The organism is Chryseobacterium indologenes (genome assembly GCA_016025055.1).
Classification (GTDB): Bacteria; Bacteroidota; Bacteroidia; order Flavobacteriales; family Weeksellaceae; genus Chryseobacterium; species Chryseobacterium indologenes.
In genome coordinates this window covers 4,270,485-4,297,099 of the sequence record CP065590.1, presented here as the reverse complement: position 1 = coordinate 4,297,099, position 26,615 = coordinate 4,270,485, and the positions used below count along the sequence as shown (strand labels likewise).

Annotated in this window: 16 protein-coding genes and 4 pseudogenes; 9 read left to right on the top strand and 11 right to left on the bottom strand. The window is 37.5% G+C overall.

Going from position 1 to position 26,615, the window contains the following annotated elements:
• Nucleotides 1-16: 16 nt before the first annotated feature.
• Entirely contained in the window at nucleotides 17-2,764 is a 2,748-nt protein-coding gene (locus tag H3Z85_19810; GenBank protein ID QPQ53957.1) for a multicopper oxidase domain-containing protein, read from the top strand.
• A gap of 101 nt (nucleotides 2,765-2,865) precedes the next feature.
• On the opposite strand, the gene H3Z85_19805 is transcribed toward H3Z85_19810, so the two are convergent.
• The 6 genes and pseudogenes from H3Z85_19805 to H3Z85_19780 form a co-directional block, all read right to left on the bottom strand.
• A complete protein-coding gene (locus H3Z85_19805) occupies nucleotides 2,866-4,899 on the bottom strand; it encodes a S9 family peptidase (GenBank protein QPQ51494.1) in 2,034 nt (677 codons plus the stop codon).
• Nucleotides 4,900-4,938: 39 nt separating this feature from the next.
• Complete coding sequence (locus H3Z85_19800) at nucleotides 4,939-6,057, bottom strand: FAD-dependent monooxygenase (protein QPQ51493.1); 1,119 nt, start codon at nucleotides 6,055-6,057, stop codon at nucleotides 4,939-4,941.
• 23 nt (nucleotides 6,058-6,080) lie between these two features.
• Nucleotides 6,081-6,581, bottom strand: a complete 501-nt coding sequence (locus tag H3Z85_19795) for a GNAT family N-acetyltransferase (protein QPQ51492.1) — start codon at nucleotides 6,579-6,581, stop codon at nucleotides 6,081-6,083.
• An 8-nt stretch (nucleotides 6,582-6,589) separates the two neighbouring features.
• Nucleotides 6,590-7,183 carry a hypothetical protein gene (locus H3Z85_19790; protein ID QPQ51491.1) on the bottom strand — a complete coding sequence of 198 codons (594 nt, stop codon included), beginning with the start codon at nucleotides 7,181-7,183 and terminating at the stop codon, nucleotides 6,590-6,592.
• 188 nt (nucleotides 7,184-7,371) lie between these two features.
• Nucleotides 7,372-8,237, bottom strand: a pseudogene (locus H3Z85_19785) (RNA polymerase sigma factor RpoD/SigA).
• A 323-nt stretch (nucleotides 8,238-8,560) separates the two neighbouring features.
• Nucleotides 8,561-9,352, bottom strand: coding sequence for a S1/P1 nuclease (locus H3Z85_19780; GenBank protein ID QPQ51490.1), 792 nt, complete (start codon nucleotides 9,350-9,352; stop codon nucleotides 8,561-8,563).
• Between the two features lie 471 nt (nucleotides 9,353-9,823).
• Between H3Z85_19780 and H3Z85_19775 the strand changes: the two are divergent.
• Together H3Z85_19775 and H3Z85_19770 are read left to right on the top strand one after the other, a co-directional pair.
• Nucleotides 9,824-10,764 (top strand): annotated as a pseudogene (locus H3Z85_19775) (type VI secretion system baseplate subunit TssG).
• A gap of 54 nt (nucleotides 10,765-10,818) precedes the next feature.
• Nucleotides 10,819-11,721, top strand: coding sequence for a TssN family type VI secretion system protein (locus H3Z85_19770; GenBank protein QPQ51489.1), 903 nt, complete (start codon nucleotides 10,819-10,821; stop codon nucleotides 11,719-11,721).
• Between the two features lie 140 nt (nucleotides 11,722-11,861).
• Here H3Z85_19770 and H3Z85_19765 read toward each other — a convergent pair.
• The 3 genes and pseudogenes from H3Z85_19765 to H3Z85_19755 all read right to left on the bottom strand — a co-directional run bounded on the left by H3Z85_19765 (nucleotide 11,862) and on the right by H3Z85_19755 (nucleotide 14,971).
• Nucleotides 11,862-12,002 (bottom strand): annotated as a pseudogene (locus H3Z85_19765) (hypothetical protein).
• Nucleotides 12,003-13,001: 999 nt separating this feature from the next.
• A complete protein-coding gene (locus H3Z85_19760; GenBank protein ID QPQ51488.1) occupies nucleotides 13,002-13,733 on the bottom strand; it encodes a subclass B1 metallo-beta-lactamase IND-2 in 732 nt (243 codons plus the stop codon).
• 584 nt (nucleotides 13,734-14,317) lie between these two features.
• Nucleotides 14,318-14,971, bottom strand: coding sequence for a metal-dependent transcriptional regulator (locus H3Z85_19755; protein QPQ51487.1), 654 nt, complete (start codon nucleotides 14,969-14,971; stop codon nucleotides 14,318-14,320).
• A gap of 236 nt (nucleotides 14,972-15,207) precedes the next feature.
• On the opposite strand from H3Z85_19755, the gene H3Z85_19750 reads away from it, so the two are divergent.
• The 3 genes from H3Z85_19750 to H3Z85_19740 all read left to right on the top strand — a co-directional run bounded on the left by H3Z85_19750 (nucleotide 15,208) and on the right by H3Z85_19740 (nucleotide 19,865).
• On the top strand, nucleotides 15,208-18,219 hold the full coding sequence (locus tag H3Z85_19750; protein QPQ51486.1) for a T9SS type A sorting domain-containing protein: 3,012 nt from the start codon (nucleotides 15,208-15,210) through the stop codon (nucleotides 18,217-18,219).
• An 85-nt stretch (nucleotides 18,220-18,304) separates the two neighbouring features.
• Complete coding sequence (locus H3Z85_19745) at nucleotides 18,305-18,724, top strand: hypothetical protein (GenBank protein ID QPQ51485.1); 420 nt, start codon at nucleotides 18,305-18,307, stop codon at nucleotides 18,722-18,724.
• A gap of 109 nt (nucleotides 18,725-18,833) precedes the next feature.
• Nucleotides 18,834-19,865, top strand: coding sequence for an aminotransferase class V-fold PLP-dependent enzyme (locus H3Z85_19740; protein ID QPQ51484.1), 1,032 nt, complete (start codon nucleotides 18,834-18,836; stop codon nucleotides 19,863-19,865).
• 55 nt (nucleotides 19,866-19,920) lie between these two features.
• Here H3Z85_19740 and H3Z85_19735 read toward each other — a convergent pair whose 3' ends face one another.
• The gene (locus H3Z85_19735) at nucleotides 19,921-20,421 is read right to left on the bottom strand and encodes a hypothetical protein (GenBank protein ID QPQ51483.1); all 501 of its coding nucleotides are present in this window, start codon (nucleotides 20,419-20,421) and stop codon (nucleotides 19,921-19,923) included.
• A gap of 146 nt (nucleotides 20,422-20,567) precedes the next feature.
• On the opposite strand from H3Z85_19735, the pseudogene H3Z85_19730 reads away from it, so the two are divergent.
• The 3 genes and pseudogenes from H3Z85_19730 (at nucleotide 20,568) to H3Z85_19720 (ending at nucleotide 24,541) form a co-directional block, all read left to right on the top strand.
• Nucleotides 20,568-21,277: pseudogene (locus H3Z85_19730) on the top strand (hypothetical protein).
• 306 nt (nucleotides 21,278-21,583) lie between these two features.
• Complete coding sequence (locus H3Z85_19725) at nucleotides 21,584-23,392, top strand: hypothetical protein (GenBank protein ID QPQ51482.1); 1,809 nt, start codon at nucleotides 21,584-21,586, stop codon at nucleotides 23,390-23,392.
• A gap of 201 nt (nucleotides 23,393-23,593) precedes the next feature.
• On the top strand, nucleotides 23,594-24,541 hold the full coding sequence (locus tag H3Z85_19720) for an aldo/keto reductase (GenBank protein QPQ51481.1): 948 nt from the start codon (nucleotides 23,594-23,596) through the stop codon (nucleotides 24,539-24,541).
• 113 nt (nucleotides 24,542-24,654) lie between these two features.
• On the opposite strand, the gene H3Z85_19715 is transcribed toward H3Z85_19720, so the two are convergent.
• Nucleotides 24,655-26,502, bottom strand: a complete 1,848-nt coding sequence (locus H3Z85_19715) for a chloride channel protein (protein QPQ51480.1) — start codon at nucleotides 26,500-26,502, stop codon at nucleotides 24,655-24,657.
• Nucleotides 26,503-26,615: the final 113 nt, after the last annotated feature.

The window sequence follows — 26,615 nt, the reverse complement described above, 5'->3', positions numbered from 1 at the left end:
TATGAAAAAGATAATAATGTTTCTGTTACTTTTATTCTCTGTTTTTACTTTTGCTCAAGCAACGAAGACGTATTATACTTGCCCGATGCATTCCGAAGTGGTCTCTTCAAAACCTGGAGACTGCCCTAAATGTGGAATGTCTTTGGTGAAAAAAACTGTTGCAGTACAATCAGTACCTGCTCAACCGATTCCTAAATCAGAGGGAAAAATAAAGCCGACAGAACCCCAAAACCATAAAACCAAGGCTGATATTAAAAAGGCAAAGAAGCCTGAAGAAGCTAAAAAGACAAATGCCATAAGACAAATAAAATCGGCCCAGGGCACTACATTAACCGGCCAGACTGAAATTTTATCTCAAACGGCTTACACCTGTTCTATGCATCCCGAAGTAATTTCTGTTAAACCGGGAAAATGCCCTAAGTGCGGAATGGAACTGGTTGAAAAAGAAAACCATAATCATGTTGCTGCAGAGAAGCAACCCAATGAAAGTGGAGCTTTGAAAAGAAATTCAGAGAACGGTAAGGTAACCTTTGGAGGAAAGACCATTCGTTATGATTTATATGTCAAAGACACGATTGTCAATTTTACAGGTAAAAATCGCAGAGCATTGGCGATTAACGGTAAACTTCAGGCCCCGACTTTATACTTTACAGAAGGAGATACCGCAGAAATTTATCTGCACAATATGCTCAAGGAAAATACCGGACTTCACTGGCATGGAGTTATTTTGCCCAATGAACATGACGGAGTTCCTTACTTAACCACAAAACCTGTAAAGCCGGGTGAAACCCATCTATATAAGTTTAAAATTTCTCAAAACGGAACCTATTGGTATCATTCTCACGAGGCCCTTCAGGAGCAAATAGGGATGAATGGTATTTTGGTATTCAAGAAACGAGAAGGGGAACCGAAAACTGAATATAATGCAGAGATTCCTGTATTGTTGGGAGACTGGAGTGATGATGATCCCATGCAGATTGCCAGAAGACTTCATATGGCCAATACAGACTGGTATGCTGTAAAGAAAAATGCTGTGCAAAGTTATTGGGAGGCAATCAAGTCCGGGAATTTGGGAACCAAAGCCCTGAATGAATGGAAAAGAATGGAAGCAATGGATGTAAGTGATGTATACTACGATAAATTCCTGATCAACGGAGTTCCAAGTTCAGATTATTCCAATCTGAAAGCCGGTGATAAAGTGAGGTTAAGAATTGCCAATGGAGGTTCATCAACCTATTTCTGGCTAAATTATGGCGGAGGAAAAATAAAGGTAGTTGGAAATGACGGAAATGATGTGGTTCCGATAGAGGTGGACCGACTGATTGTCGGGGTTTCAGAAACCTATGATATTGAAGTTACCATTCCGGAAAATAAAAGCTTTGAATTCCGTGCTACATCAGAAGACAGAATCGGTCATGCTTCCCTTTGGCTGGGCTCCGGAGAGAAAGTGGAAGCCCCCAATTTACCGAGGCTGATGCTTTTTGAAGGCATGAAAATGATGAACGGCATGATGGAAATGAGCGGAAATATGAAGCCGATGAATATGACAATGGGAAATCAGATGATGGACATGAACGAGGTAATGTATCCGGAATTATCTGAAAATCAAAGAAAAACCACCATGAAACATATGAATGAAATGATGGGTGTAAAAACCAGGGAAGACAAGATAGAAGATCATTCTCAGCACTCAGGGATGGATATGAAAGAAGAGAAAACCATCAAAAGGCTTTCTTACAATATTTTAAAATCTCCTGAAAAAACAATACTTCCTACCGACAGCCTTCGTGAAATGAAGTTTACCCTCGAAGGAAATATGAACCATTATCTTTGGACCCTTGATAATAAAACAGTAACTGAAACGGATAAGATTTTAATTAAAAAAGGAGAGATTTTAAGAATCAAATTGTATAATAACTCCATGATGCGCCACCCGATGCACCTTCACGGTCATGATTTCAGGCTTATCAATTCAAAAGGAGACTATTCTCCGTTGAAAAATGTAGTAGATATTATGCCAATGGAAACCGTAACGATTGAGTTTGCGGCTAACCAGGATGGAGACTGGTTTTTCCACTGCCATATTTTATACCATATGATGGCAGGAATGGGAAGAATATTCAGTTATGAAAATTCAAAACCCAATCCACAGCTTCCAAACAGGAAACTGGCCTGGAAGAATTTTATGAAAGATAACCAGATGATCAGCTCAATGGCGATGCTGGATGTAGCAAGCAATAAAATACATGCTGAAACCATGACGATGTTCGGACCAAGATGGGCCAATCTTAATGAATTTCATTCAAACTGGAACTTTGATCATTTTGAAGGAAGTGCAAAAGTGGGTAGATTTTTAGGAAAATTCCAGTGGGCGCTTCCATATGCCGGATTCAGGGTTCAAAAGAACCACGAAATTATGGAAAGGCAGATGGCTGAAGGTATGGGAATGAGCTTCAACGGAAAGAAAACATGGTTTGGACAACAGAAAGCTTCAAAAAATAAGTTTGCCTTTATAGTCGGGATGCAGTATGTATTACCTATGTTGATTACTGCTGATGCAAGTGTCGACCAAAATGGAAAAGTATTGCTGGAACTGAGCCGGGAAGATATTCCGCTTTCAAGAAGGTTAAGGGGTAATTTCAGTGTGAATTCGGACGGAGAGTTTTCAACCGGATTGAGGTATATCGTACAAAAGTGGTTATCACTTTCGGGAAATTATGATAATGAAATGGGCTGGGGAGCAGGTGTTACCTTAACCTATTAAATTTATAGTACAATAAGTTTCAAACATCTTTTGCATACATCTTGTTTGAAAAATTAAAGCCACTTCATTGCTGAAGTGGCTTTGTTTTATACATTTGAGTCTTACTTTGAAACTTTTTGTTCTTTGGTGTCTTTTGCCGGGGTATAGGTAACAGACTTTATGTCGACGGTCATTTCTTTCAGTCGCTTTGCCACATTTTCCGGCATATCTTTCTGATATCTTCCTCCGATAACTTCAGAAAGGAATTTCTCAGTTTCAGCATACATGGCCATACTGTTCACCGGTTTACGGAATCCGTGGCCTTCATCATCTGCGAGAATATAGTTCACTTTTTTACCTTTTTCACGAAGAGCAATGACAATCTGGTCTGCCTCGGCCTGTTTAACCCTCGGATCATTGGCACCCTGTACAATCAATAATGGTTTATTGATCTTGTCTACACTGAATAAAGGACTTGCTTCGTACATACGTTTTTTACCTTCTTCTGTTTTAGGATCTCCTACCATTCCGTATAATGCCGCCCGGAAAGATTCCCAGTAAGCAGGAACCGAATCCAGTAAAGTAAAAAGATTACTAGGTCCTACAATGTCTACTCCGGCAGCATACACTTCGGGGGTAAAGGCTAAGCCTGCCAATGTTGCATAGCCACCATAGCTTCCACCCATGATAACTACTTTGTTTTTATCAGCGATTCCTTTTTCTATCAAGTGTTTAACTCCCCAGGTGATGTCATCCTGCATCAGCTTTCCCCATTGCAAATCTCCTGCATTCTGAAACTTTTTGCCGTAACCTCCGCTGGCTCTGAAATTAGGTTGCAATACCGCATAACCTCTGTTCGCCAAAAACTGTACAATAGAGTTGTAGCCCCAATAATCTCTGGGTCCTTTTGGCCCTCCGTGAACGAGAACGACCATGGGTACATTTTTGCCCGTTGATCCTGCCGGTAAAGTAAGATAAGCCGGAATTTCAAGACCATCACTACTTTTGTACGTGATAGGAGTCATAGAAGCAAGATACTTTTCAACTTTTTTTAACTCCGCTCTTGGCGTGTACTGAAAAACCAGCTCTTTGGTTTTTGCATCAAAGAAGTAAGATTCGGAAGCATATTGATCTCCCCAGGCTGTCACTAAAGATTTAGAATAATCTTTTGTAGAACTGGAGAAGTCTATCTCTCTTCCAGGAAATTTATTCTGGAGGAATTTGTAATTGTCTTCCCATGTTTTATCTTTCCAGTAATTTTCAGTCTTATCACCGGTATAAGACGTTGCAATGATTTTTCTGGTGTTGCGGTCTATAAATAGGTTGCCGAAATCTACTTTTCCTTTGGGATCACTTTCTATTTTGGTCGTCTTTTTAGTCTTCGGATCCATTAAAAATAGGGTAGACTTATCGATGTCTCCTTTATTTGTCACCAGATAGAATTTAGAATTATCTTCGTTCCAGCTGGGAATATATGCTTCCTCTGTAACCAATGTCTCATAGATCGGCGTTAGTTGATCTCCATCTTTATACAGAAACTGGGTATTTCCTTTTTCATCAGTTTTATTTACTATTCTGAGTTTTTCATCCCAGTCAAAATTATATCTTGTGATGCGGTTCGTATTTTCAAATATTTTTTTCAGTTCCCCTGTAGAAATTTTTAAAGAATACAGGTCATGCCATGCTTTATCACGGTTATTTAATCCTATCATGAGCAGATCAGGATCTTTTTTACTGACCATATAAATCTGTGCAGCTACCTCTTGTAGAGGTGTGATATTTCTTGATTCGGGCACGCCTTTGGTTGCTTTTGCCATTGGATCTACGGCAAAAATATTCATATTCTCGTCACCGTTTTTGTCTTTCACGTACAGGATGTACTTCCCATCATCAGACCAGAAGTATCCGTTCAACGGTCTTTTGCTATCTGTCAGGGGGCGTGCTTTTTCAAAAGGTTCATCAATTTTTTTTACCCAGATGTTCATGATTCCTTCATACTCTTTTGTAAAAGAAATCCATTTTCCGTCAGGACTCAGTTTGCCTCCTGAAATTTCAGGATTTCCAAAAAAAAGTGCCCTGTCCAATAGCGGGATGTCTTGTGACTGTAAGCTCTGAAACCCTAACATGAGGAGTAATGCATAAAAGATTTTTTTCATTTTTTTATTATTTTCAAGGTTATTAAATTTACATAAATACTACATTTCCAGTTCAATAATTTTACGAGCCATTTTTTCTTGGGTGCTATCCGGAATCAATCTCATGAAGAAGTTACGTAAAGTATTTCCTTTTTCCCATTGAGAAATTTTTCCGATATTTCTGCTTGTATTAACGATATAATCTACCTTTTTTCTTCTTATTTTCTGAAATTCCTCAAATATTACATTGAAATCATCGGTTTTTTCCAGTAGCCTGCCGATGATGTACGCATCTTCAATCGCCTGGCAGGCACCTTGTCCCATATTGGGCGTCGTAGCGTGGGCCGCATCTCCGATCAGGCATAGATTTTCAGTATACCAGTCCGGGATGGGAGAGAGGTCAGAAATAGTATTACAAATAATATTTTCCTTTGCAGTAGAGTCAATAATATGCAGAACTAAAGAATCAAAATCACTGAAAATATCAGAAATCATTGCGTGTCGGCTAAAACTTTTCTCATTAATGCAGGCATACCAGTAGACTTTTTTATCAGAAATTTTTACAAAGCCAAACCTTTTTCCTTTGCCCCACATTTCAAAAGCTTCCTGATGATATTTTTCGGGCAGTTCAAAATCCACCAGACCACGCCAGCACTTTTGGTTTGCACTTCTGATGGTACCGGTTTTCAGAATCTGATTTCTTACCTTGGATTTTATACCATCTGCTCCGAAAACAACTTTGGTTTCTATCCGGGTTCCGTTTTCAAAATTTATAATGTAGTTTTCTTTTTTTTCAATTTTTTGCAGAGAATGGTTGAGAAGAATGTCTTCTGTTTTGAGGTTTTCGGCAAGAATCCGTTGAAGTTCAGCGCGGTGAATGGCTACATTGCAAGAGTTGTATTGTTTTTCCAGGTCAAGAATTTCTGTCTGTGAAATCGTCCGTAAGGATTCGTCGGCTATCGTAATTCTGTGAATTTTGTTTCCTGCACTTTCAATTTTCTCTTTTAGTCCTAGCCGGTCAAAAACCTGCATTGCATTGACTGCCATCATGATCCCGGCTCCAACAGGTTTTATTTCATGGGCAGATTCGTAGATGGTAAAATCGTATTGATGCTGCTTGAGAACATTCCCAAGAGTCAATCCACCGATTCCGGCTCCGATTATTGAAATTGAATTCATCAGGATACTTTTTTAAGTTTACATTATAATGTTAACATAAAACTTTCAGACACTTTCTGAAATCCATACTTCTCAAAAAAATGATGAGCACCATGGTTGTTGACTCCACTTTCCAGCATGATAAAGCTGATGCCCCAGTTTTTGGAATCTTCAATTACTTCCTGCAGCAATTTACTTCCCAGAGACTGGCCTCTCACAGACTGATCCAAAAGCATATCTTCTAAAACCGCATATTTTTTAAAAGGACTGCTGATTACATTGAAAACAAGCATTCCTGCAATTTTTCCGTTTTCATCTTCTGCAATGAGAATCTTTAATTTTGACGTCTCATCATAGTTATAATCTTCCATCAGTTGTGCTCTCAGTACTGCTCTCAGATCAGGATTCCAGTGTTCGGAATCAAGAGCTCTGCCATACATAATTTCACTGTGGGAAATATAGGAATCTGTTTTGTGGGTAATAAAAAAATCTACGAGTTCTTCAACACGTGTTTTATCTGTAAGCCATTTCGTAGTATAATTCATAAGAGGTGTTATTTTACATTTTTTAGTTCTTCCAGAAGTTTGTTTTGCCTGCTGATAAAGCTATCCAGGCTATCTGTTTTTAAAGGATGTGCATTTTGATATTTTTCAATTTCGGGAAGCGTTTTTCTGATTTTAAAAGCAGTATATAAGTTAGTAAGTGTTTCATTGTTTTTGGTAATCTGGTTGATACGATCTGTAATATTTTTAACTTTAAGATCATACTGTTCCGAGCTGGCCAGAATTTCCTGTTCTATCTGCTGCCTGATCAGGGTATCCTGAATCTGTTTTGTCTGCTGGGCTGCATCCTGATAAAATGATGCTGAGGTGTTTAAAACACTTTTATATTGAGCTAAAGCTTTTCCTGTTTCCTCAAATGTTTTCACAATTTTGGTGTTGAGGTCGGTCAGCTTTTTATCATTTTTAATCAGTTCAAAATAGATATTATCAACGGTTGTGTCATTCCCACGATAACTTTTAAATGAGGCTGACACTGAAGATTCTGCGTTGTCAACGGCATTATCTTCTACGGCATTTTCCGGTTTGTTTTCTCTGCAGGAAAATAAAGAAAGAGCTATGGCAGAGGCGAAGATCATTTTTTTCATAGATTGTTTTTGTTAACGGTGTTTACTATAGAAAATCATTCTGCATCAATATTTAAAAATACGCATTTAAATTCTCTTCAGTTCCTATTTGAACTATGATTTTAATTAGTTGACTATATTTCGGATATTGTTACAAAAAAAAGCGGAGTTTGAAAATCAAACTCCGCCTGTTACATTGTACGCGAAAATTATTTACCTAAATAAGATTTCAGAATCTTACTTCTGGTGTTGTGTTTCAATCTCTTGATCGCTTTTTCTTTGATCTGACGTACTCTCTCTCTTGTAAGGTCGAAAGTTTCACCAATTTCTTCTAAAGTCATTGGGTGTTTCCCGTTCAGTCCGAAGTATAATCTTACCAAATCAGCCTCTCTTGGAGTCAGAGTATTCAATGCTCTCTCAATCTCGATTTGCAGAGACTCAAGCATCAGATCTTTATCCGGGCTTGGTGATTCTCCTGAACGCAATACATCATAAAGGTTAGAATCTTCACCTTCTACTAAAGGTGCATCCATAGACAGGTGTCTTCCGGAGTTTTTCATAGATTCTTTGATATCCTCCTCGCTCATGTCAAGAACTTCGGCCAATTCTTCCGGAGAAGGTGGTCTTTCGTTTTCCTGTTCAAGGTGAGCGTATGCTTTATTAATTTTATTGATGGAACCAATTTTGTTCAACGGAAGTCTTACAATTCTTGATTGCTCAGCCAACGCCTGCAAAATTGATTGACGGATCCACCATACTGCATAAGAGATAAATTTGAAACCTCTAGTTTCATCATACCTTTTGCCGCTTTCATCAATCCTAAGTTACCTTCATTAATCAAATCGGGTAAAGAAAGGCCTTGATTCTGGTATTGTTTAGATACGGAAACTACGAAACGAAGGTTGGCTTTGATTAATTTCTCAAGTGCAGCTCTGTCGCCAGCACGTATTCTTTGTGCCAATTCTACTTCTTCGTCCGCAGTGATCAGTTCTACTTTACCAATTTCCTGCAAGTACTTGTCTAATGAAGCAGTTTCCCTATTGGTAACCTGCTTAGTGATCTTTAATTGTCTCATTTATTTTTATCCTCAAAAAAGAGTTACTATATAATATACGTTTGAAAAGGTAAAAAGGTTACACAAGATTTACTTTTTTATATTTTGCATGATGTAAAATACAGTAAAAAACTAAAATATTCAATTTAAGTCATTGATAAATAGTAGGTTTTGTGTTTTTTCTTCACTGTTATACAAGCAAAAATTATTCCACCTGCCGGTATATTATGATCATCTGTTTGCAGATTTATGAAAAATTATGATTGATGAGTCTTCACGATTGTGAAAAAAAAAACGAAACCGAAGTCCCGTTTATATATATAATTGTTGAAAATAATTTTGATTTAAAAAAGTTCGTTCAAAACTTTTGCCAGTCTCAATCCTCCATATAGAAGTTGTCTTTCAAGCGTTTCATTAAACTTGTACTGATAGTCATAGGATAATTTTGAACCGTCAGGTGTCTGTGCATAGATTTTATTGGCAATTTTATGAGAATCATATAACCAGTCTTCCAGGGTTCCGGATTGAATCTGCTTTACTTCTTCTTTCGATTTAATATCCAGAAGTCTGGAATATTCCGTATAACTGTACTTCTGGGAATCTACTAATTTTCCGTCCCAAACGGAATGCAAATTGGTTTTATCTCCGAAATAAGTGACATTGATTTTATTTCCGCCTAAATCATCTGCTCTTCCTACGTGTAAAGGCTGTGCCAGATCTCCCATGATGTGAATAAGGAAAATTAAAGCAATTTTTCTGTCTTTTTCAGATGTATTTTTGTCTTTAATCTGGCTTGACAGGGTGTTTACCTGGGTATAAAGGCTAGGTCCGGCCTGCATTTTCAGATTATCTCCGAAATTTTTAAAATCAGTCTGAGGATCAATGTTTACATAATGCCATGATGAAGCCTGCTTCCATACTCCTGTTGTATCAGATTTGATAAAATCCGGCCAGTTGGCCCAGTACGCAAGACGTTCTTTTCCCATGATCTTTCTGATTTCTCTTCTTGCTTTTCCGGAAAGGTGGTTCTGGGCGATTTCAGCGATAACTCTGTGTCCCGTTAATCCCCACGCATAAGAATAAAGTGAAGAGGCGATGAATGCTAAAATCAGAATTTTAGAATAAATACTTTTCATTTTAAATAACAATTTTCAGTCTGCAAAGATACGGCCCACGTTCGGAATGAGCATTACCTATCGCCGATTTATTGTTATAATATTATGTTAATAAAATTTAACCTTCCGGCCATGAGAAAATTCTCAGATTTGTAGAACTTTTGGACAAACAGGGAAGTGGCAGTTCAAAATTATAGATAGGGTCAATCAATTGATAACGCTAATTAATGATTTTAAACAAAAACTTATTTGATCATTAAAATGTACATATTGTGTTGGGATATTCTCGTTTAAATACCTGATTATGAACTTTAAAATGTAAATTATAAACTTTGATTTACCCGGCTTTTCTCCGTATCTTTACGGTATTTGCAGAAAAATTTTCTTACTAATATCAATAAATTAGTATTTTTAGAATAAAATTATTGTTAAAATATTTTTTCAAACTTATGAGATATATTATCTTTACAAGTCATAATCACAGGAAACACTATGCATGAGAATAATATTGTAGACATGAATTACAATAAGCTCCAGACCGACTTCAAGGCTGAAGCTGTGGCAGTCAATCTGCTGAAATACCACCGGGCTGTAAGTAATATTTTTATTGAAAGAGTCGGCGTGAATGACCGTGCCTATCTTAAGGATATTAAAAGTATTACCAGCAGTTACTTAGGTTTTGATGAGGAAGTATTTACGATAGAAAGTTATAGAGAAGGTATTTATGACTATCTTCCTGAAGGTCTTTTTCATCCTCCGTCCCTTGGAGCCTCCAGAAAAAATGTTGATACCGTTGTAAGGGAAATCCGAAGACAAAAAGAGTAGAAGAGGACGCCAGAAAATTTTTCCGTCCTTTTGAGCTGGAAGTTTTTTTTACAGAGATCAGTTCCTTACTGAAAGAATCAGAGTTTGATATTACGAGTAATACAGATGCCTTGCTGGAAACGGTAAGTGAGCTTTGGCCTTTGATTACCATGCTGGATAAGCAAAACGCATACATCTTTATGCATATTCTGCCGTTTTTTCATCAGATAAGAGGAAGTAAAAAATGGTTTGAAAGATGTATGACAGCCTTTTTACAGGTGCCTGTAGTCGTTACTTTTTCTCCGAACATTATTGATGAAATAGAGAAAAATGACGATTCTATGTTATTGGGAAATTCCAGATTGGGAGTAACGTATATTCCGAGTGGAAAGCACATGGACGGGCAGCGGAACTGGGTGGTGAATATCGGGCCTATTCCTTATGAGGATATGGAGAAATATATTCCCGGAAGCCCTTTCAGAAAAGTACTTCAGGCGCTGTATGATTATTTTCTTCCTGTAACAGTGGATGTGGAAGAGAATTTTGTGACAGAAAAGGTTGAATATTCCTTCAGTCTTGAGGATGATGAAAGAAATGCCAGCCGCCTTGGATACTCTACTTTCCTCTAAATTATTTTATTATATTTACAACTACCAACAAAGTATAAATTCGAAAAGAAACAAATGGAAATTTCTTCAGTAAAAGGTATTTTTTTAAGGTATATTTTAATGCCTTTAATCGCAATTATAATGATGGTTATACTGGGTATAATCAGGAGAAATAAACCTGCGATCAAGATTAAAGTAATTATAGTATACGTCCTACTATGCAGTTTGTGTCTGGCCATTCCGGGAATTTTTGGGTTTGCCGGCAATCTTTTTAATCCTTACTGGTACCTTATTGCACAGATTATCTATCTTATTTTCGGGATTATTCATGTTAATCTGCTGCATAAGTATTTCAAAAAACATATTGATTCCGTGGCAATGAGCATTTTGTTTGAATCGATACTTTCACTTACCTGTATTGCCTTAGGAGGCTATCTGTTTACTCTGCTTTTCAACTTTATGAGCAAAGGAACGGGATACGCTGTCATGGCGGCTACAAGTATGTTGATTTTTGTGGTTCCCATGGTATTTTATTACTGCTATATTCAGTTTATCAGCATACCTTTTGATATTTATAAAACATGGAGATATTCTCCTGAACAAAAGCTGCCGGATTTTGAAGGCGCAGATTTTGACCGGTTAATGGTACTGAATGTTGAGCTGAGCAAAAATTTAGAAGACTCCAACAGATTCAGAATTAAAGCGAAAACTCTTCCGACAGGAGTTACTTTTGGAGACTGGTTTTACAGAGTAGTAGACGATTACAATCATAAGAATCCGGGGTCTATCATCCATCTTTCTGACGAAGAGAGAGAGCCTTATTACTGGATTTTCTATACAAAAAAATCATTTTTCAGCTTCAGAAAATATATTGATTTCGACCAGGACATTTCTACCAACAGCATTTCCGAGAATGAAGTGGTGATCTGTAAGAGAGTGATTCAGCATGAAGAGGAAGGAGTTGTAAGAAAAGCATAAACACAAAAAAATTAAAAAGTATTAACATGATACAGCCTATTAAACATTTTGCGATCAACTGGGTGGATGGGATGAAAGTTTCCCAAAGACACCTTAACGATCAGGATAATTTCTTAATTGATACCATCAGAGATTCCAACTCACTTGGAATTACTACATATAATTACGGTCTTTTGCCTATTTCCAACGAATACACAGATCGTACTATTTTTGATGTTCATAATACTGCCACCAATGATGTACAACTTGTAATCAAAAGATGCAGCGCCGTGACGATGGCAGGTTACCGTATAGAGCTTACCGACAGAAGAATCAGTGTAAAGTCATTGGCGAAATCCATGAACGAGGAACAGGCAGACGGAGATTATTACATCCTTATCTCTGTTAATCCTTTTGATAAAGTACCTTTCGGTGATATCGATCCTGAAGAAATTCCGCCCCGTCATCCTAACGCGCAACCTAATCACCACATAGAACTACTTCCTGTAAGCTCTTTAAACAGCAGTTATTCCGGAGGTAATTATCTGATCATCGGAAAGGTAGATCTAAGGGCGAATATTGCTCAGGTAGATTCTAATTTTATCCCGCCCTGTACTTCCATTCAGAGCCATCCAGCTCTGATAGAGTATTATAACAGCTATGCGAAGTCTATTGGTAACCTACAGCAGTATGCTTTTAAAATTATTCAAAAAGCTTCCCATAAGAACCAGAACACAGCATTGGCCCAAAACGTTAAGTTTCTATGTACTACTATGGTCAATACCTTTGGAGATATGTATTTCCAATTCAGAAATATCACGCCATGGCAACCGCCGGTATATCTGATCGAGTCTTTTGCGAGACTGGCTCTTCATTTATATAACTCGACCCAGCTACTGGTTCCTGCCGAACTGGAAGAAATGCTGAATTACAGTCTGGAATGGAGCGAAATTGCCCCTCACACCTTACTGAACCAGCTTTCTATCGTAGCGGAGACCAACTACGATCACCATAATTGCGGAGAACCTTTATTATATATCCAGCAGATGTTGAGAAGTTTGGAAACGATCTTCTCTAAATTAAGTGAACTGGATTATATCGGTCAGAGAAAAGAAAATATCATTGTCAACGAACAAGAGGTCTCTACCAATACCAATCCAAAGAGAGGCTGGAGTGTACTAGATTAATAAAATACATTATAAAAATAAAAATCCCGAATGAAAATTCGGGATTTTTTAAGTATAAATAATAGGCTTTATAAAAATCTTTCGATTTTTTCCGAACCATTTTAATGTCTTACATTATTCCGGCTTTTTATTCTTATCCAGAAGATCCAGAGTATGCTGTACATGGCCACCGCCTTTCCATTCGTCGTGTCCCGGGATTACCAGAGTGGCCTGAGCATATTTCGTTTTTAGTTTTCGCATGGTTTCCGGCCATTGTTTTACGTTTGCTTCACCTGTATATCCCAGGTCAGTGGCTGTCCTGCTTTTTACAAGACATCCTCCGTCCAGTACTTTATATTTGGGGAACCATACAACAACATTATCAACTGTATGTCCTTCTCCAAGAAAGTCTACCATAAATTCTTCACCACCAATTTTGTAAGGTTTTCCTGTTTTTATAATTTCGGTTGAGGTTGCTTTTCCGTCTTTTTTCAACAGTTCATTGGTCTTGGCGGTCGCATATGTTTTAATTCCTTTTTGATTGTAAAAGCTTAGATCGCCCGCTCTGTCATCATGAGAGTGGGTGGCAAATACAGCAATTACAGGAAGGTGATGACGCTTTTGTATGGTGTCCATAAGGGTTTGATATTGTTCCTTTTGCCATGGGACATCAAATAAGACAACTCCTTTCTTAGTGGTAAGATATACAGCATTGGCAGAATATTCTTTACCCCCGAAAACTCCGAAACTTTTATAAAGATACAGGTTGGGTTTAACAGGCGGCTCAATTACAAAATCTTTAACCTGGGCATTGATCAATGGGCTTAAAAACATTGACATCATCAAAAGCTGAATACTTTTTTTCATAATTTTTATGGAGAAATAATTAAAATTTGCTGTTTTCCGGATCGACTGAAAGTCTTGGCAGATAGATATGCAAACCTAATTAAAATAAAAATACAAGTTTGTTTCTTTACAGCTATTTAACCGTTTTTTAACGCTTCAGCAGATTAAAAAGAAGTTTTGTGCAGTGATTTTACTTAAAGACAATTTTTAATTAGAAATGAAAATACATAATTAAAAATTGTAGAAAAATTAACCCAATAAAGTCAAAATTATAGTACGTGTAATTATTTTTTTTGTATTGATAAACATGATGTTATCTCTGTTTTTTGTTCAGTTTGTTTTTATTTAGAAAAAGTATATATGAAAATTTTAGTCAGTAAAATAAAAGTTAGTTTGTTTACTTTGGGTCTCTCAGTCATTTTCATGCTAAGCTGTAAAACCGCCAGTCCTGCAATGAAAATTGGGTCGGAAAGAGCAAAGATAGACCGTATTGATCAACATTCTATGAAGAGTCAGTAAAACAACAACAGGATTTGCAGAGAAAATAGTAGCAGAAGAAGTAAATAAAATACCGGTGATGTAAAGATATCATCCACCGGTATTTTTTATTTTTTAACCAAAATCTTTTCAGTAGCTTTTTTACTGAGGACCTCTTTGGAATTTCCGATTTCTATTGTCATAGACTTGTCGAAACTTTCTATTTTAATGATTTTTACTTTGGTGTTGAGAAGGAGTTTTCTGTCATTCAGGTAACTTAAAAAAGCATCATCCGAAAGAGTAACGGAGGCAAAAACGACTGTTTCGCCAACTTCACAAGTACTCAGTTTTTGCAGATCCTGAGCAATAATATTTCCGTCTTTATCAGGAATAGGCTCCCCATGAGGATCAAACTTAGGATAATCCAGAATTTCATCCATTTTGTCAAAAAAGATTTGCGAATGCACATGTTCCAGTTGTTCTGCAATTTCATGGACGTTTTCCCAGCCGAAATTCATCTTCTTTACGAGAAACATTTCGGTAAGTCTGTGCTTGCGAACAACCAGAGAAGCTTCTCGTCTACCGCTTTCAGTGACAATCAATGGTTTGTAGGTCTCATAAATGACCCATTTTTTTTCTGCGAATTTCTTCATCATATTATTGACGCTCGGCATTTTTACATTTAAAAATTTGCTGAGTTCATTAATCGTCACCTTACCTTCATTGTCAACTAAATGAAACAAAGCTTTCAGGTAATTTTCTTCTGTTAGGGTTGTTTTCAAAATGTTAGATGATTTTCAATACAAATCTAACAAAATAAAATTGAAATCATATAATCAAAGGTGAAGTAGTGTATTCTTAGCCTGCTTTTTTTATAATAGCTGTGAGTAGTGAGGAGGAGAGTAGCTATCATTTCAATGATACTGATACAGTCTTTGTTTTGATTTTCAATAAATTATACAATATTTGGTGATTTTGTATTAATATATTATTTATCTTTAAAAAAAAACCATCAACAATGAAATTGAAAATTACCTTCCTTTCGGTTTGTGCCTCTTTTTTGATCAATGCACAGATTTCCAACACGAATGAACTGCGTGCCACCCATCTTCCGGGAACGACTTTTAAACTTAATGTCGAAAATTTCAAAAGAAATGTGGAAAGCAAGAAAAAGAATTCCTCGAAAATTGCTGACCAGTCTATTGTTTTGACACTTATTGACGGATCACAGCAGGAGTTTATTTTGTCTGAGAATAACCTTGTTAACAAAAGATTAAAGGATATTGTTACTTTTGACGGATATTCCAAAGACAGGCAATCGAGAATAAAACTTACCCTGGCCGGGGATAAAGTAACGGCAATGATCAAAACTGCCCAAGGATACTTTATCATTGAACCTTACAAAACGCAGGCTGGAGAATATAGAATTTATAACTCCTCAGAGATGTTCGGCGAGAATTTCCAGTGTGGTACCGATGAAACGGAATTCAAAAAAAGTCTTGAGGCTATCGGCCATGCACTCAATGTTCAGAAATCCGTCACGGGTTTTCCATATGGAGGTCAGATGAAAACATTTAGAATGGCTGTGGCTACTACAGGTGAGTTTACTTCATCTTTCAGCAATCAGGATGCGGCACTGGCTGAGCTGGTAGCGATGATGAACCTGATAAATCAGATCTACGAATCTGAGCTGTCTATCTCTTTTACGCTGATCAGTAAAACGACAGACAAAACCCTTTTATTTACAGATGCGGCTACAGACCCTTTTACTGTTAATGCTTCTTTTGCTTCTGCAGCAAATTCTCAGGCAGGATTTGACATTATGAATACCAACGGTACACTTCCTTATGCAGATTATGATATCGGACATACCTTTAATATTATGCCGGGAGCAGGAGGCAGTGCCCAGGGACAGGCGGGGCCACAGCCATGTAATTCTTCTTTTAAAGCAAGAGCATGGAGCCAATGGACGCTTTCAATGCCAAAATCTTTAACAGCGAACCTGATTGTGCATGAAATGGGCCATCAGTTTGGCGCATGGCATACATACAACGCCGTTGGAGGATCTGCCGGAAGCCCGACTTTCTGTACAGCGGGCTGGAATGGTGATTCTGCCGTAGAGCCCGGTGCGGGATCTACCATTATGGCATACGGAAACAACTGTACAACGCCCAATGATCAGACGAACTCCGGCAATAACGGACTGAATTATTTCCATGCGAAAAGTATCGACCAGATTCTCAATACACTGAGTGTATATTCTACCTGCTTTAATGCAGTAGCGGTAGCCAATACCCCTCCTGTAGCCAACGCAGGAAATACGGCAATCAGTATTCCAAAGAATACTCCTTTCAAATTAAAAGGAATCGGAACAGATGCAGAAGATACTCATCTTTCTTATACCTGGGATCAGGTAGATGTAGCCAGTGCCAACGATAAGGGAGCATTTGGCAGTACGATAAACGGTGTCGGTGGCTATTCTGCCGTAAACAGTACTACAGCGCCATTATTCAGATCAGAACAAAGCACTACGACCACGGAAAGGTATTTCCCAAAAATGAGGTTTGTACTCAATAATCAGAATACTCCTCCTACCAATGCCGCAGAAGCATTACCTCTCGTAGCTAGAACGATGAAAATGCGGTTTACGGTAAGAGATAACAGTGCCGTTTCCGGCGGAGCAGATTCTGATCAGGTGGTAGTAACCGTAACAGACCAGGGACCTTTAGCTGTTACCTATCCCAACACCAATGTAACGGTGAATAACGATACTAATATGAATGTAACATGGGATGTAAATCAGACCAATACCTTAAAGAATACGGTAAATATTCTTCTGTCCACAGACGGAGGTGATACTTTCCCATACACTCTTGCTTCTGATGTTCCTAATAATGGTACCGCTACGGTATTGATTCCGTTTCTTCCTTATACAGATAAAGCAAGAATAAAGGTGACTGCGGTGATCAATAATTATGCAGAGTTCTTTGATGTATCGAATACGAATTTTACCATCAATTCAACCTGTAATGCATTCCCGTCTGTAATGGTGGAAAATGCTAAAGTGGTAACAGCTATCCAGGGAAGTGCCCAGGCCAATCTAAACCTACAGCCGCAGACTTCCTCTGCTGATTCTTACAGCTCAAAAATAATCACTTTTGCTACGGCCAATATGAGCCCGAATCCATTATATATTTATAATCAGACGAGTACAGCTCCGTATCAGATTCTGGCTAGTACAAGTTTAATTCCTTACAAATTTAAAGTAACGGAAACAGGAAGCTATACCATAAGTTATCCTTCACCTGATGCCGTAATCATGACGGTGTATAAAGGAAATCAGGTAAATGTTGCAAATTTCGTTACTTCTAACGGCGTATATAGTGGAACAGGAACCAGCTTGAGCTACTACAGATCATTCTCTGTAAACCTTGAAAAAGGTGTTGAGTATTTTATGACGGCAAAAAACCTGGGCGGCACTGCAATAGGGGCTAGTGTAACAGTGAGCAATGAAGGACCTGGAAGCTTCTTTAATGTTATGGATACGCCTGCCGGATTAAGCTACACCTATATAGCCATTAATACAGCCACCAATACGATTGTGGCGCAGAGTACAACTGCCGACTTCACCAGTTTACCGGTTGGAACTTACACTGTACAGGGAATTTCTTACACGGGAACTGCAGCTAACCTTCTCAATAAATCTATTGCCGAGCTTACCCAAAGCAAAACCTGCCTCCAGTTGAGTAAAAATAATGTTTCTCTGATTATTACTGCAGCGTTGGCAACAGGGGATATTGCTAAAAAACAGATCGGCCTTGTACCGAATCCGGTAAAAGACTATCTTCATATTTATAGTGATGAAAAGATTAGCCATTACGAAATTTATGATGCATCCGGAAGACTGATGGAAACAAATGTCATGAACAATTCTGAGATCAATTTCTCTAAATTTAAAACAGGAGTTTATATGTTGAAATTGTTGAACAATAAGACAATAATCAGTCAATCAAAGGTCATTAAAAAATAATTGATAAAAAGCAATGTAAAAAAGGGTTATATTTATATAGCCCTTTTTTAAGGCTTATAAGTAAAGGATATTAAATTATTTAAGGATGAGAAATATATTGTTATTATTCTGTTTTGTCCTCTTTTGTAGTGGATTACAAGGACAATCACGTCAGTTTATATTTTCTTTTAATCCTAAAAAATTCATACAGGAAAATAAACTGGATACAGCTTCTTCTGGAAAACTGACTTTTCCCTTGTACGATATCGAAGGCAAAGAGACAAAATATATTATGCTTGATAAAACCAGTGAAGCACTACGAAAAGCAAGAATATTCACCTTCAAAGGGAAATCCGAAGATGGCACGAAACTGATGACCCTCACCATTGCTTCCGGAAAGCTTACAGGATCTTATCTGGAAAATGGACAAGCTTATTATATTGAACCTTTGAAAGAAAACTGTAAAAGAAAATATAAAATATACATAAAACCCCCGTGGGGAATATCAGGTGGGTCAGCCTATTGATTTTGTGAAATAAATTTCCTTATATCATAGTTTTGGTACACTATTATTTCTGATATTTTTAACTCTTTTTCGTAGGGGGAATCTTCTCGTATTTTTTTATTTTTACTTTATGAAATTTTCATTTAAAAACGATTACTCAGAAGGGTGTCATCCCCATATTTTACAGACCCTTTTACAATGTAATCTTGAGCAGCAGGCTGGCTATGGCGAAGATAAGTACTCATTACGGGCTAAAGAATTAATCAAAGAAAAAATAAAAAAAACTGATTCTGATGTTTATCTGGTGTCGGGTGGAACACAAGCTAATCTTATTGTAATCTCTTCAGTGTTAAAACCATATCAGTGTGTGATCTCCGCTTCTACAGGGCACATTCTGAATAATGAAACCGGAGCTATTGAGGCTACCGGACATAAAGTTCTGAGCATTGAAAAAGAAGATGGAAAGCTGACTCCTTCCGATATCATCCCGGTATTGGAAAATCATAAAAATATTCCACATCAGGTGATGCCTAAGCTGCTCTATATTTCAAATTCCACAGAACTTGGAACCATTTATCAGGATCAAGAGCTTGAGGAACTTTCAGACTTCTGTAAAGAGAATAAGCTATATCTGTTTATGGATGGAGCGAGACTAGGGCATGGGTTGACTTCTGAAACAAGTGATCTCAGCCTTGAAAGGGTAGCTGAACTTACCGATATCTTTTACCTGGGAGGAACCAAAAACGGAGCTCTGATAGGAGAAGCGATTGTGATTAATAACCAGGCTCTTCAGGAGGATTTTGCATTTAACATCAAACAGAAAGGAGCATTACTGGCGAAGGGAAGACTTTTGGGAGTTCAGTTTATGGAACTGATGAAGGATGATCTGTATTTTGATCTGGCAAAGCATGCGAACCGGCAGGCTATGAAAATCAAAAATGCTATGGTGAAAAAAGGAGTACGGTTTCTTTCAGATACCTACACCAACCAGATTTTTCCTATTATTAACAATAAGGTGATCAAGATACTGTCTGAATACTTTGAATTTTTTGTCTGGAAAAAAATAGATGAAGAATCTTCCGCCATCCGTCTTATCACTTCATGGAGTACCGGTGACGAGGCTGTCAACAGGTTTATTGAGATTATCGAAAGAGAATTGTAACGAAATAAAAAAACAGCCTACTAAAGGCTGTTTTTATTATTGTACTTTTCGAAAATTATTTTATCGCTTTAGCTACTGCTTTACAATCTGCTGCCGTGAGTTTCTGACCGTCCTTATAACTTACTTTTTTATCATCAGCATATTTGGATTGTCCGTCTTCTTCTTTATGATCGCCGATTCCCTCTGTCAGCGTATTGTCTTTTTGCAGGAAGTAAATATCCCTTTTGCTTTTTTTCCCTTCCGAGGAAAATTCATAGGTTAATTTTAAGGTGTCTCCTGATTTAAAACCTGTCACATCTCCCTTGGAGCTGTCTTTTTCACTATTTTTATACGACAGCTTTCCTGTAATGGTTCCCAGATTATCGTCAATAGAAGCAAAAACACTGTCTTTACCTGTAACCCCTACATAACAGAAAGATTTTGGTCCCAGTGTATCTACTACAGGTTCTGATACGGCAACAGTATCTGTTTCAACCTTTGGAGCCGGAGCTTCAGTCTTTTTGTTGCAATTGATCATCAATACTGAAATTGTGCCCAGTAAAATTAATTTTTTCATATCCTTAGTTATTTAAAATCAAATTTTGAAGTGCTAAATTAATAATAGTATTTAAATAGTAAGGAATAATTTTATAAAGTTTAAAACAAGGGAAGATTTAGGCATGAAAAATGATTCATAGTATTTTATTTTTAATCTATCTGTGTATGAAAAGGGTTATAAAGAGAATAGGATTAGGATTTCTATTTTTGGGGTTACAATTTTTTAAGGGGCAGGCTCCACAAAACTATATTTACACTTCATCCGGCGACCTTCACACTATAGAAAAGATGATTACCCGAAAAGATATCGGAGGTGTTCAGATTGTTTATCATTGGAGAATGCTGGAAAAATCAAAAGATGTCTATGACTTTTCTGCGATCGAGAAAGATCTGCAATATTTAACTTCTTTAGATAAAAAGCTCTTTGTTCAGCTTCAGGACAGATTTTTTGAACCTCACGCAAGATATGTTCCAGATTATATTTTAAATGAAAAAGAATATACCGGCGGGCTGGTTCCTCAATAGTTTTACAATATGTGAATTTCTTTCCTTGTGAGTGGGGAAACGATCATCAGTACATGTCCAGGCTCTTTGATTTTGCCCATAAAAATAATATAGGGTTGGGAGGACCGGACATTGTTCCCGATAAAAAGGCACAAATGAAAAATTCTTATCCGTTTTTTCACCAGTACAAGGGAAAATTGTCTTTGGTCGCCATGGCCGTTCAGGAACCGACCTTAACTTATACCAATCCGAAAACAAAGAAGCCATTTACCAAAGAAGAGTTTGTGAATTATGCACAAAACTATCTGGGTGTAAATATTATATTCTGGAGTGTGGAATCTCCCTGGCTGAGAGATTCTAAAATTGATTAGAAAAAATGATATAAGTACCGTTTTTTAAACAGTCTTTAACCACAAAGTCACAAAAGTTTTTTGAACACTTTGTTATGCATAAAATATGTGTCCGTCTGTGAAATCTGTGGGAAATAAAATTTTACCACTTCCAACTTTATTTATTTGATTTCAGGGCTACGAAGGCAGACATCCACATGATATTTGACATTTTTCCCTGATTATACATATTATTCAATGCATAATTGATTTTAAAATGATATTTTTAGGCAGTGAATTAGTTTTAGGAATTTTTAGTTGCATTAAAAAAACTTTTATTAGAACATAATGACAACTAAACCGTTACACAATTTCCATATCCCGGTAATGGGTCTGGCTTATACGATAGACAGCCCCATTCGTGTTGCCCAATATGGAATTTCATCTGTGATCTCTATCATTGATGACGAAATTCTGGAAAAAATGAAAAACTTTTACAATCAAAAGTTTAATCTGAATTATCTTGAAATTTCTGTTAAAACAGAGGATTACAGAGCAAAGAGAATCACCGCCTATCTTGATATGGTGGACGATATCGTCAATGAAAAATTTGAATCTTTCAAGCAGGAAATCAGCAAGAATAAAGAAGCGCTGAAAGATTTTATTGCGATGCTTCCCAATACCTCAGACTTAAAAAACAATCTTCAGTCTTTTATCAATCAAAAAAATAATTGGGGTACTCATCTCAAAAGTTTTATCGAGTCTAATCTGAAGCCCGGGAGTATTGATGTCAATATCATGACGAAAGTTGATAAAGACCATTACGTGAAAAAAGAACAACTCCCTGTCATGTACAATGATGCCCATGCTTCGCTTCGTGGATTTGCCCATAGCAAAATAGCTTCTTCTATGGTATTGTCTGCAGGGATGAATCCCCGGTTATATAGTTATATAGAAGAATTCGATGATTTTTTCCCGGATGAGAATGGCGTGATCAGAAAGAAAATCATTCTTAAAGTAAGTGATTTCCGTTCGGCTATGATTCAGGGGAATTTTCTGGCTAAAAAAGGACTTTGGGTTTCAGAATACAGAATAGAGTCGGGATTAAACTGTGGTGGTCATGCCTTTGCTACTGAAGGAATGCTTCTCGGGCCCATCATGGAAGAATTTAAACAAAAAAAACAGGATCTTATAGCGTCTGCCCACATCTTGATGGTAAAAGCATTGGAACAAAAAGGAAAACCTGTAATCACTCAACCCCTTGCAATGAAAATTACAGTGCAGGGCGGGGTAGGAACGGCAGAGGAACATCAGCTTCTTCTTAGCCGTTACAATGTTGACAGCATAGGATGGGGATCACCGTTTTTATTGGTTCCTGAAGCAACATCTGTAGATCCTGAAACCAGAAATCTCCTGTTACAATCAAAAGAAGAAGACCTTTATCTCAGCAATATTTCCCCTTTGGGAGTTCCCTTCAATACGGTAAAAGGAACATCCAATGAAAAACTGAAACATGAGAAAGAAGCTCAAGGAAAATATGGAAGCTCATGTCCCAAAAAGCTCCTTGCATTAAGCAAAGAATTCTCGTTGGAAGGAACCTGTACTGCTTCCAAAAAATATCAGGATATCAAGTTGAAGCAACTGGAGGCAGAAAAGAAAACATTATCATCCGCTGAATTCGTTAGAAGAAAAGCTGAGATTACGGATAAAGCATGCCTGTGTGTCGGGCTTGTCAATTCCGCTTATATCGAACAGAATATTAAAGTAAAAGGCGAGAAACAAGGCGTTGTCATTTGTCCCGGACCTAATATCGCCTTTTTTGATAAAGAGGTGTCCCTTTCTGAAATGGTACAGCATATCTACGGAAACACAAATATTCTTTCTGATAGTCAGCGTCCTCACATGTTTATCAAAGAGCTGAGCATGTACATTGACTATCTCAAGAGGGAAATTGCAGATTCAACGGCTATAATCAATCATTCACAGACAAAAAGGTGGAATACCTTCAAGAACAATTTATTGGAGGGTATTGCATATTATGATCATTTGTTTTCGACCTCATCTTTCTTTGCAGACGACCTGCAGAATATGTATCATCAGCTGCAAAGATGTAAATCGGATCTTATGGCTATTGAAATTCCACAGGGTAGTAAATAATCAGTTCATAGAAAAATAAAGCTCTCCGGTAGGAGGGCTTTGCTATATTATATTTCAAAAATGAAATATTTACCAGTATTACATAAAAAAATAATTATAATTTAAAATAACTATGAGTAAAATGGGTATTTTGAATGCCCGGAAATGCCCGACAATCCTTACCTTAGAGACTTCTTAGCAGTTTATAATAACAAATTATTTATGGAAAAAAGAAAAATAAAAAATACCGATTTGGCAGTAGCGCCTATCAATTTTGGCGGAAATGTATTTGGATGGACACTGGATGAAAAACAATCTTTCGACATATTGGATCAGTTTACTGACGCAGGATTTAATTTTGTAGATACCGCAGATACTTATTCATGGTGGGTAAACGGAAAAGGCGGGCAATCTGAAGAAATTATCGGAAAATGGATGAAGAGCCGTTCTAACCGTAAAGATATCGTTCTGGCAACTAAAGTCGGTTCAGAAACAAAAGAACACGGTTTTGATATCAGCAGAAAGCATATCCTCAAATCAGTTGATGAATCTCTGCAGAGACTGCAAACGGATCATATTGATCTTTATTATACTCATTTTGATGATAAGACCACACCCGTTGAAGAAACATTGTCAGCATATGACGAGATCATCAAAGCGGGGAAGGTCCGTTATATTGCAGCCTCTAATCTTTCCCCGGAACGTCTGCAGGCATCTTTTGAAGCTGCCGAAAAGGAGAATCTTCCCCAATATGTAGCCTTACAGCCACATTATAACCTGATGGAAAGAGAAGGTTTTGAAAAAAATTATGCCCCGCTTGTAGAACAATTTAATCTGAGCGTCTTCCCGTATTGGTCTCTGGCTGCAGGTTTCTTAACCGGTAAATACCGTGATGAAGCTGACTTCGCAAAAAGTGCCAGAGGAGAAGGAGTAAGAAAATATCTTAACGCAAAAGGTCTTGAGGTATTACAGGCGTTAGATACGATCACTGAAAAGCATCAGACTCAGCAAAGTACGGTTGCCTTAGCATGGTTATTATCCAATCCGCTGATCACAGCGCCTATTGTAAGTGCTACCAGTGCTACACAGCTTCAGACCTTGTTTAATGCTCCCCAACTGGTCTTAGATCAAGAAGATATTGAACTGCTTACTACTGCAAGTCAATATTAGGTATCATACTTATTGTCAGATTAAAACAGGACCTCCGTTCAAATCGAGCGGAGGTCCTGTTTTTTAGTATTAACCTGCAGATCGTACGGACAAAATTCCAAAAGATCAGCAAATTAATCAGAATATTCTTTCAGCAGCTGCCTGTAGCTCATCAGAATTGAAGATTTTGAAATAAAACCGATAAAATCATTGCCGGCACTTACAACAGGAAGATTCCACACTCCGGTATCGTCAAAAGTCTGAAGAATATCCAAAGGTTTGTTTTCGCGGTGAAGAATGGCCGGTGGTGCCTTCATAATCTGAAATACAGTTTGCGAAGAATCCATTTCTTTATTAAACAGATAAGGTCTTATATCATCAAGGGTTAGGATCCCTTTTAGTTTTTTGTTATCGTCTACGACCGCATAGATGTTTTTATTTCCGCTTTTAACCAGTTCAAATAGTTCTGTGATAGAGGCATTTTCATTGATAATCTGTGAATATCGATCAATAAAATCCTCCGTTTTCAAGGCAAAAAGAAGGTTTTTATCATGTTTATTGGTGAAAATTTTTCCTTCGTCTGCTAACGATTTGAGTTCAGGAGAAATAGGTGAAAACCATTTACCGATGAGGTAAGACATTACAGAAACAATCATCAGCGGAATAAACAGATCATATCCAAAACTGGATTCTGCAATCAGGAAAATGGCAGTCAGGGGGGCGTATAAAACACCACTCATGGCTCCGGCCATTCCTACAAGAACAAGGTTGGTTACCGGAACATCTTTAAATCCTATGTGCTGGCACACCAATGCAAAAAGATATCCTAGTGTACCGCCTGCAAAAAGAGAAGGGGCAAAGTTTCCGCCATTTCCGCCACTGAATATGGTAAAAGAGGTTGCAAAAGCTTTTAAAAGTAAAACCAATACTAAAAACACAATAATTGTCCAGTCTCCGATCTCAAAATATCTGAAAAAACTGTTTTCAATAATCGAGTAGGTGTTTCCATTGGTGAAAGCCTTTACGGTATCATATCCTTCTCCGAATAAAGGAGGAAAAAGTACACAGAGAAAAGAAAGTACAGCACCTCCAAACATGGCTTTACGCATCCTTGAAAGCTTCAGTCCTTTGATAAAATGTTCAACTTTCTGCGAGATGATGACAAAATAACGGGCATATAGCCCAGTCACCAACCCTAAAATCAGATAATAAGGGACATTTTTATAATTAAAAGCTTCTCTTGTATAAAATCTGAAAAGAACATCTTCCTGCAATAGAATTCTGGATAAAAGGCTTCCACAAACGGCAGCCACTACTAAAGGAATAAAGTCTGTAAAAACGACTCCTGTCAGCAAGATTTCAAAAGCAAACATTATCCCGGCAATAGGGGCATTGAAAGCAGATGCAATCCCGGCAGTGGCTCCGGCAGCCAATAATAAAGTACGTTCTTTATAGCTTAATCTGTAGGTCTGTGCATAGTTGGAACCGATAGCAGCTCCGGTGACGGCGATCGGACTTTCCAGTCCGGCAGAACCTCCCAAGCCAACGGTAATGGCACTCTGAATCACCTGGGAATACATTTTTACAGATGCTACAATGCTTGAATTCTGCGCAATTTCGTACAGAATGGCCCCAATTCCTTTTCTATCCTGCCCTTTGAATAATGTGAGAACAATCATTGTCGTTAAGACAATTCCTAAAAATGGAAAAACAATGTAAAAAAGTATCTGGTATTCAAAATGAACTTTATTGGTAATAAAATAATGGATGTTATGGACCAGCGTTTTCAAAATAACGCCTGCCAGTCCTGCAGTACAGCCTACAAGAATTCCGGACAAAACAAGAAACTGATTTCTGCTCAATCTGTTGTTCAGCCAATGTAAAATAAGCTCATAACTGCGCGCTTTTTCTAGTCCGTATTTTTGGAAATCTCTTTTAAATTTAAGAAAACTTAGGTATTTTTTTTTGTTGTGAATTTTCACCGTAGAAAAATTTTATAGCCATACCCCAATTGGTACCGCTCTGTAAATTTATGAAATATCTGATAAAAAATCCCAACCTGATCTTAACTTGTCTGTCAAATCTGTTTTCAGAA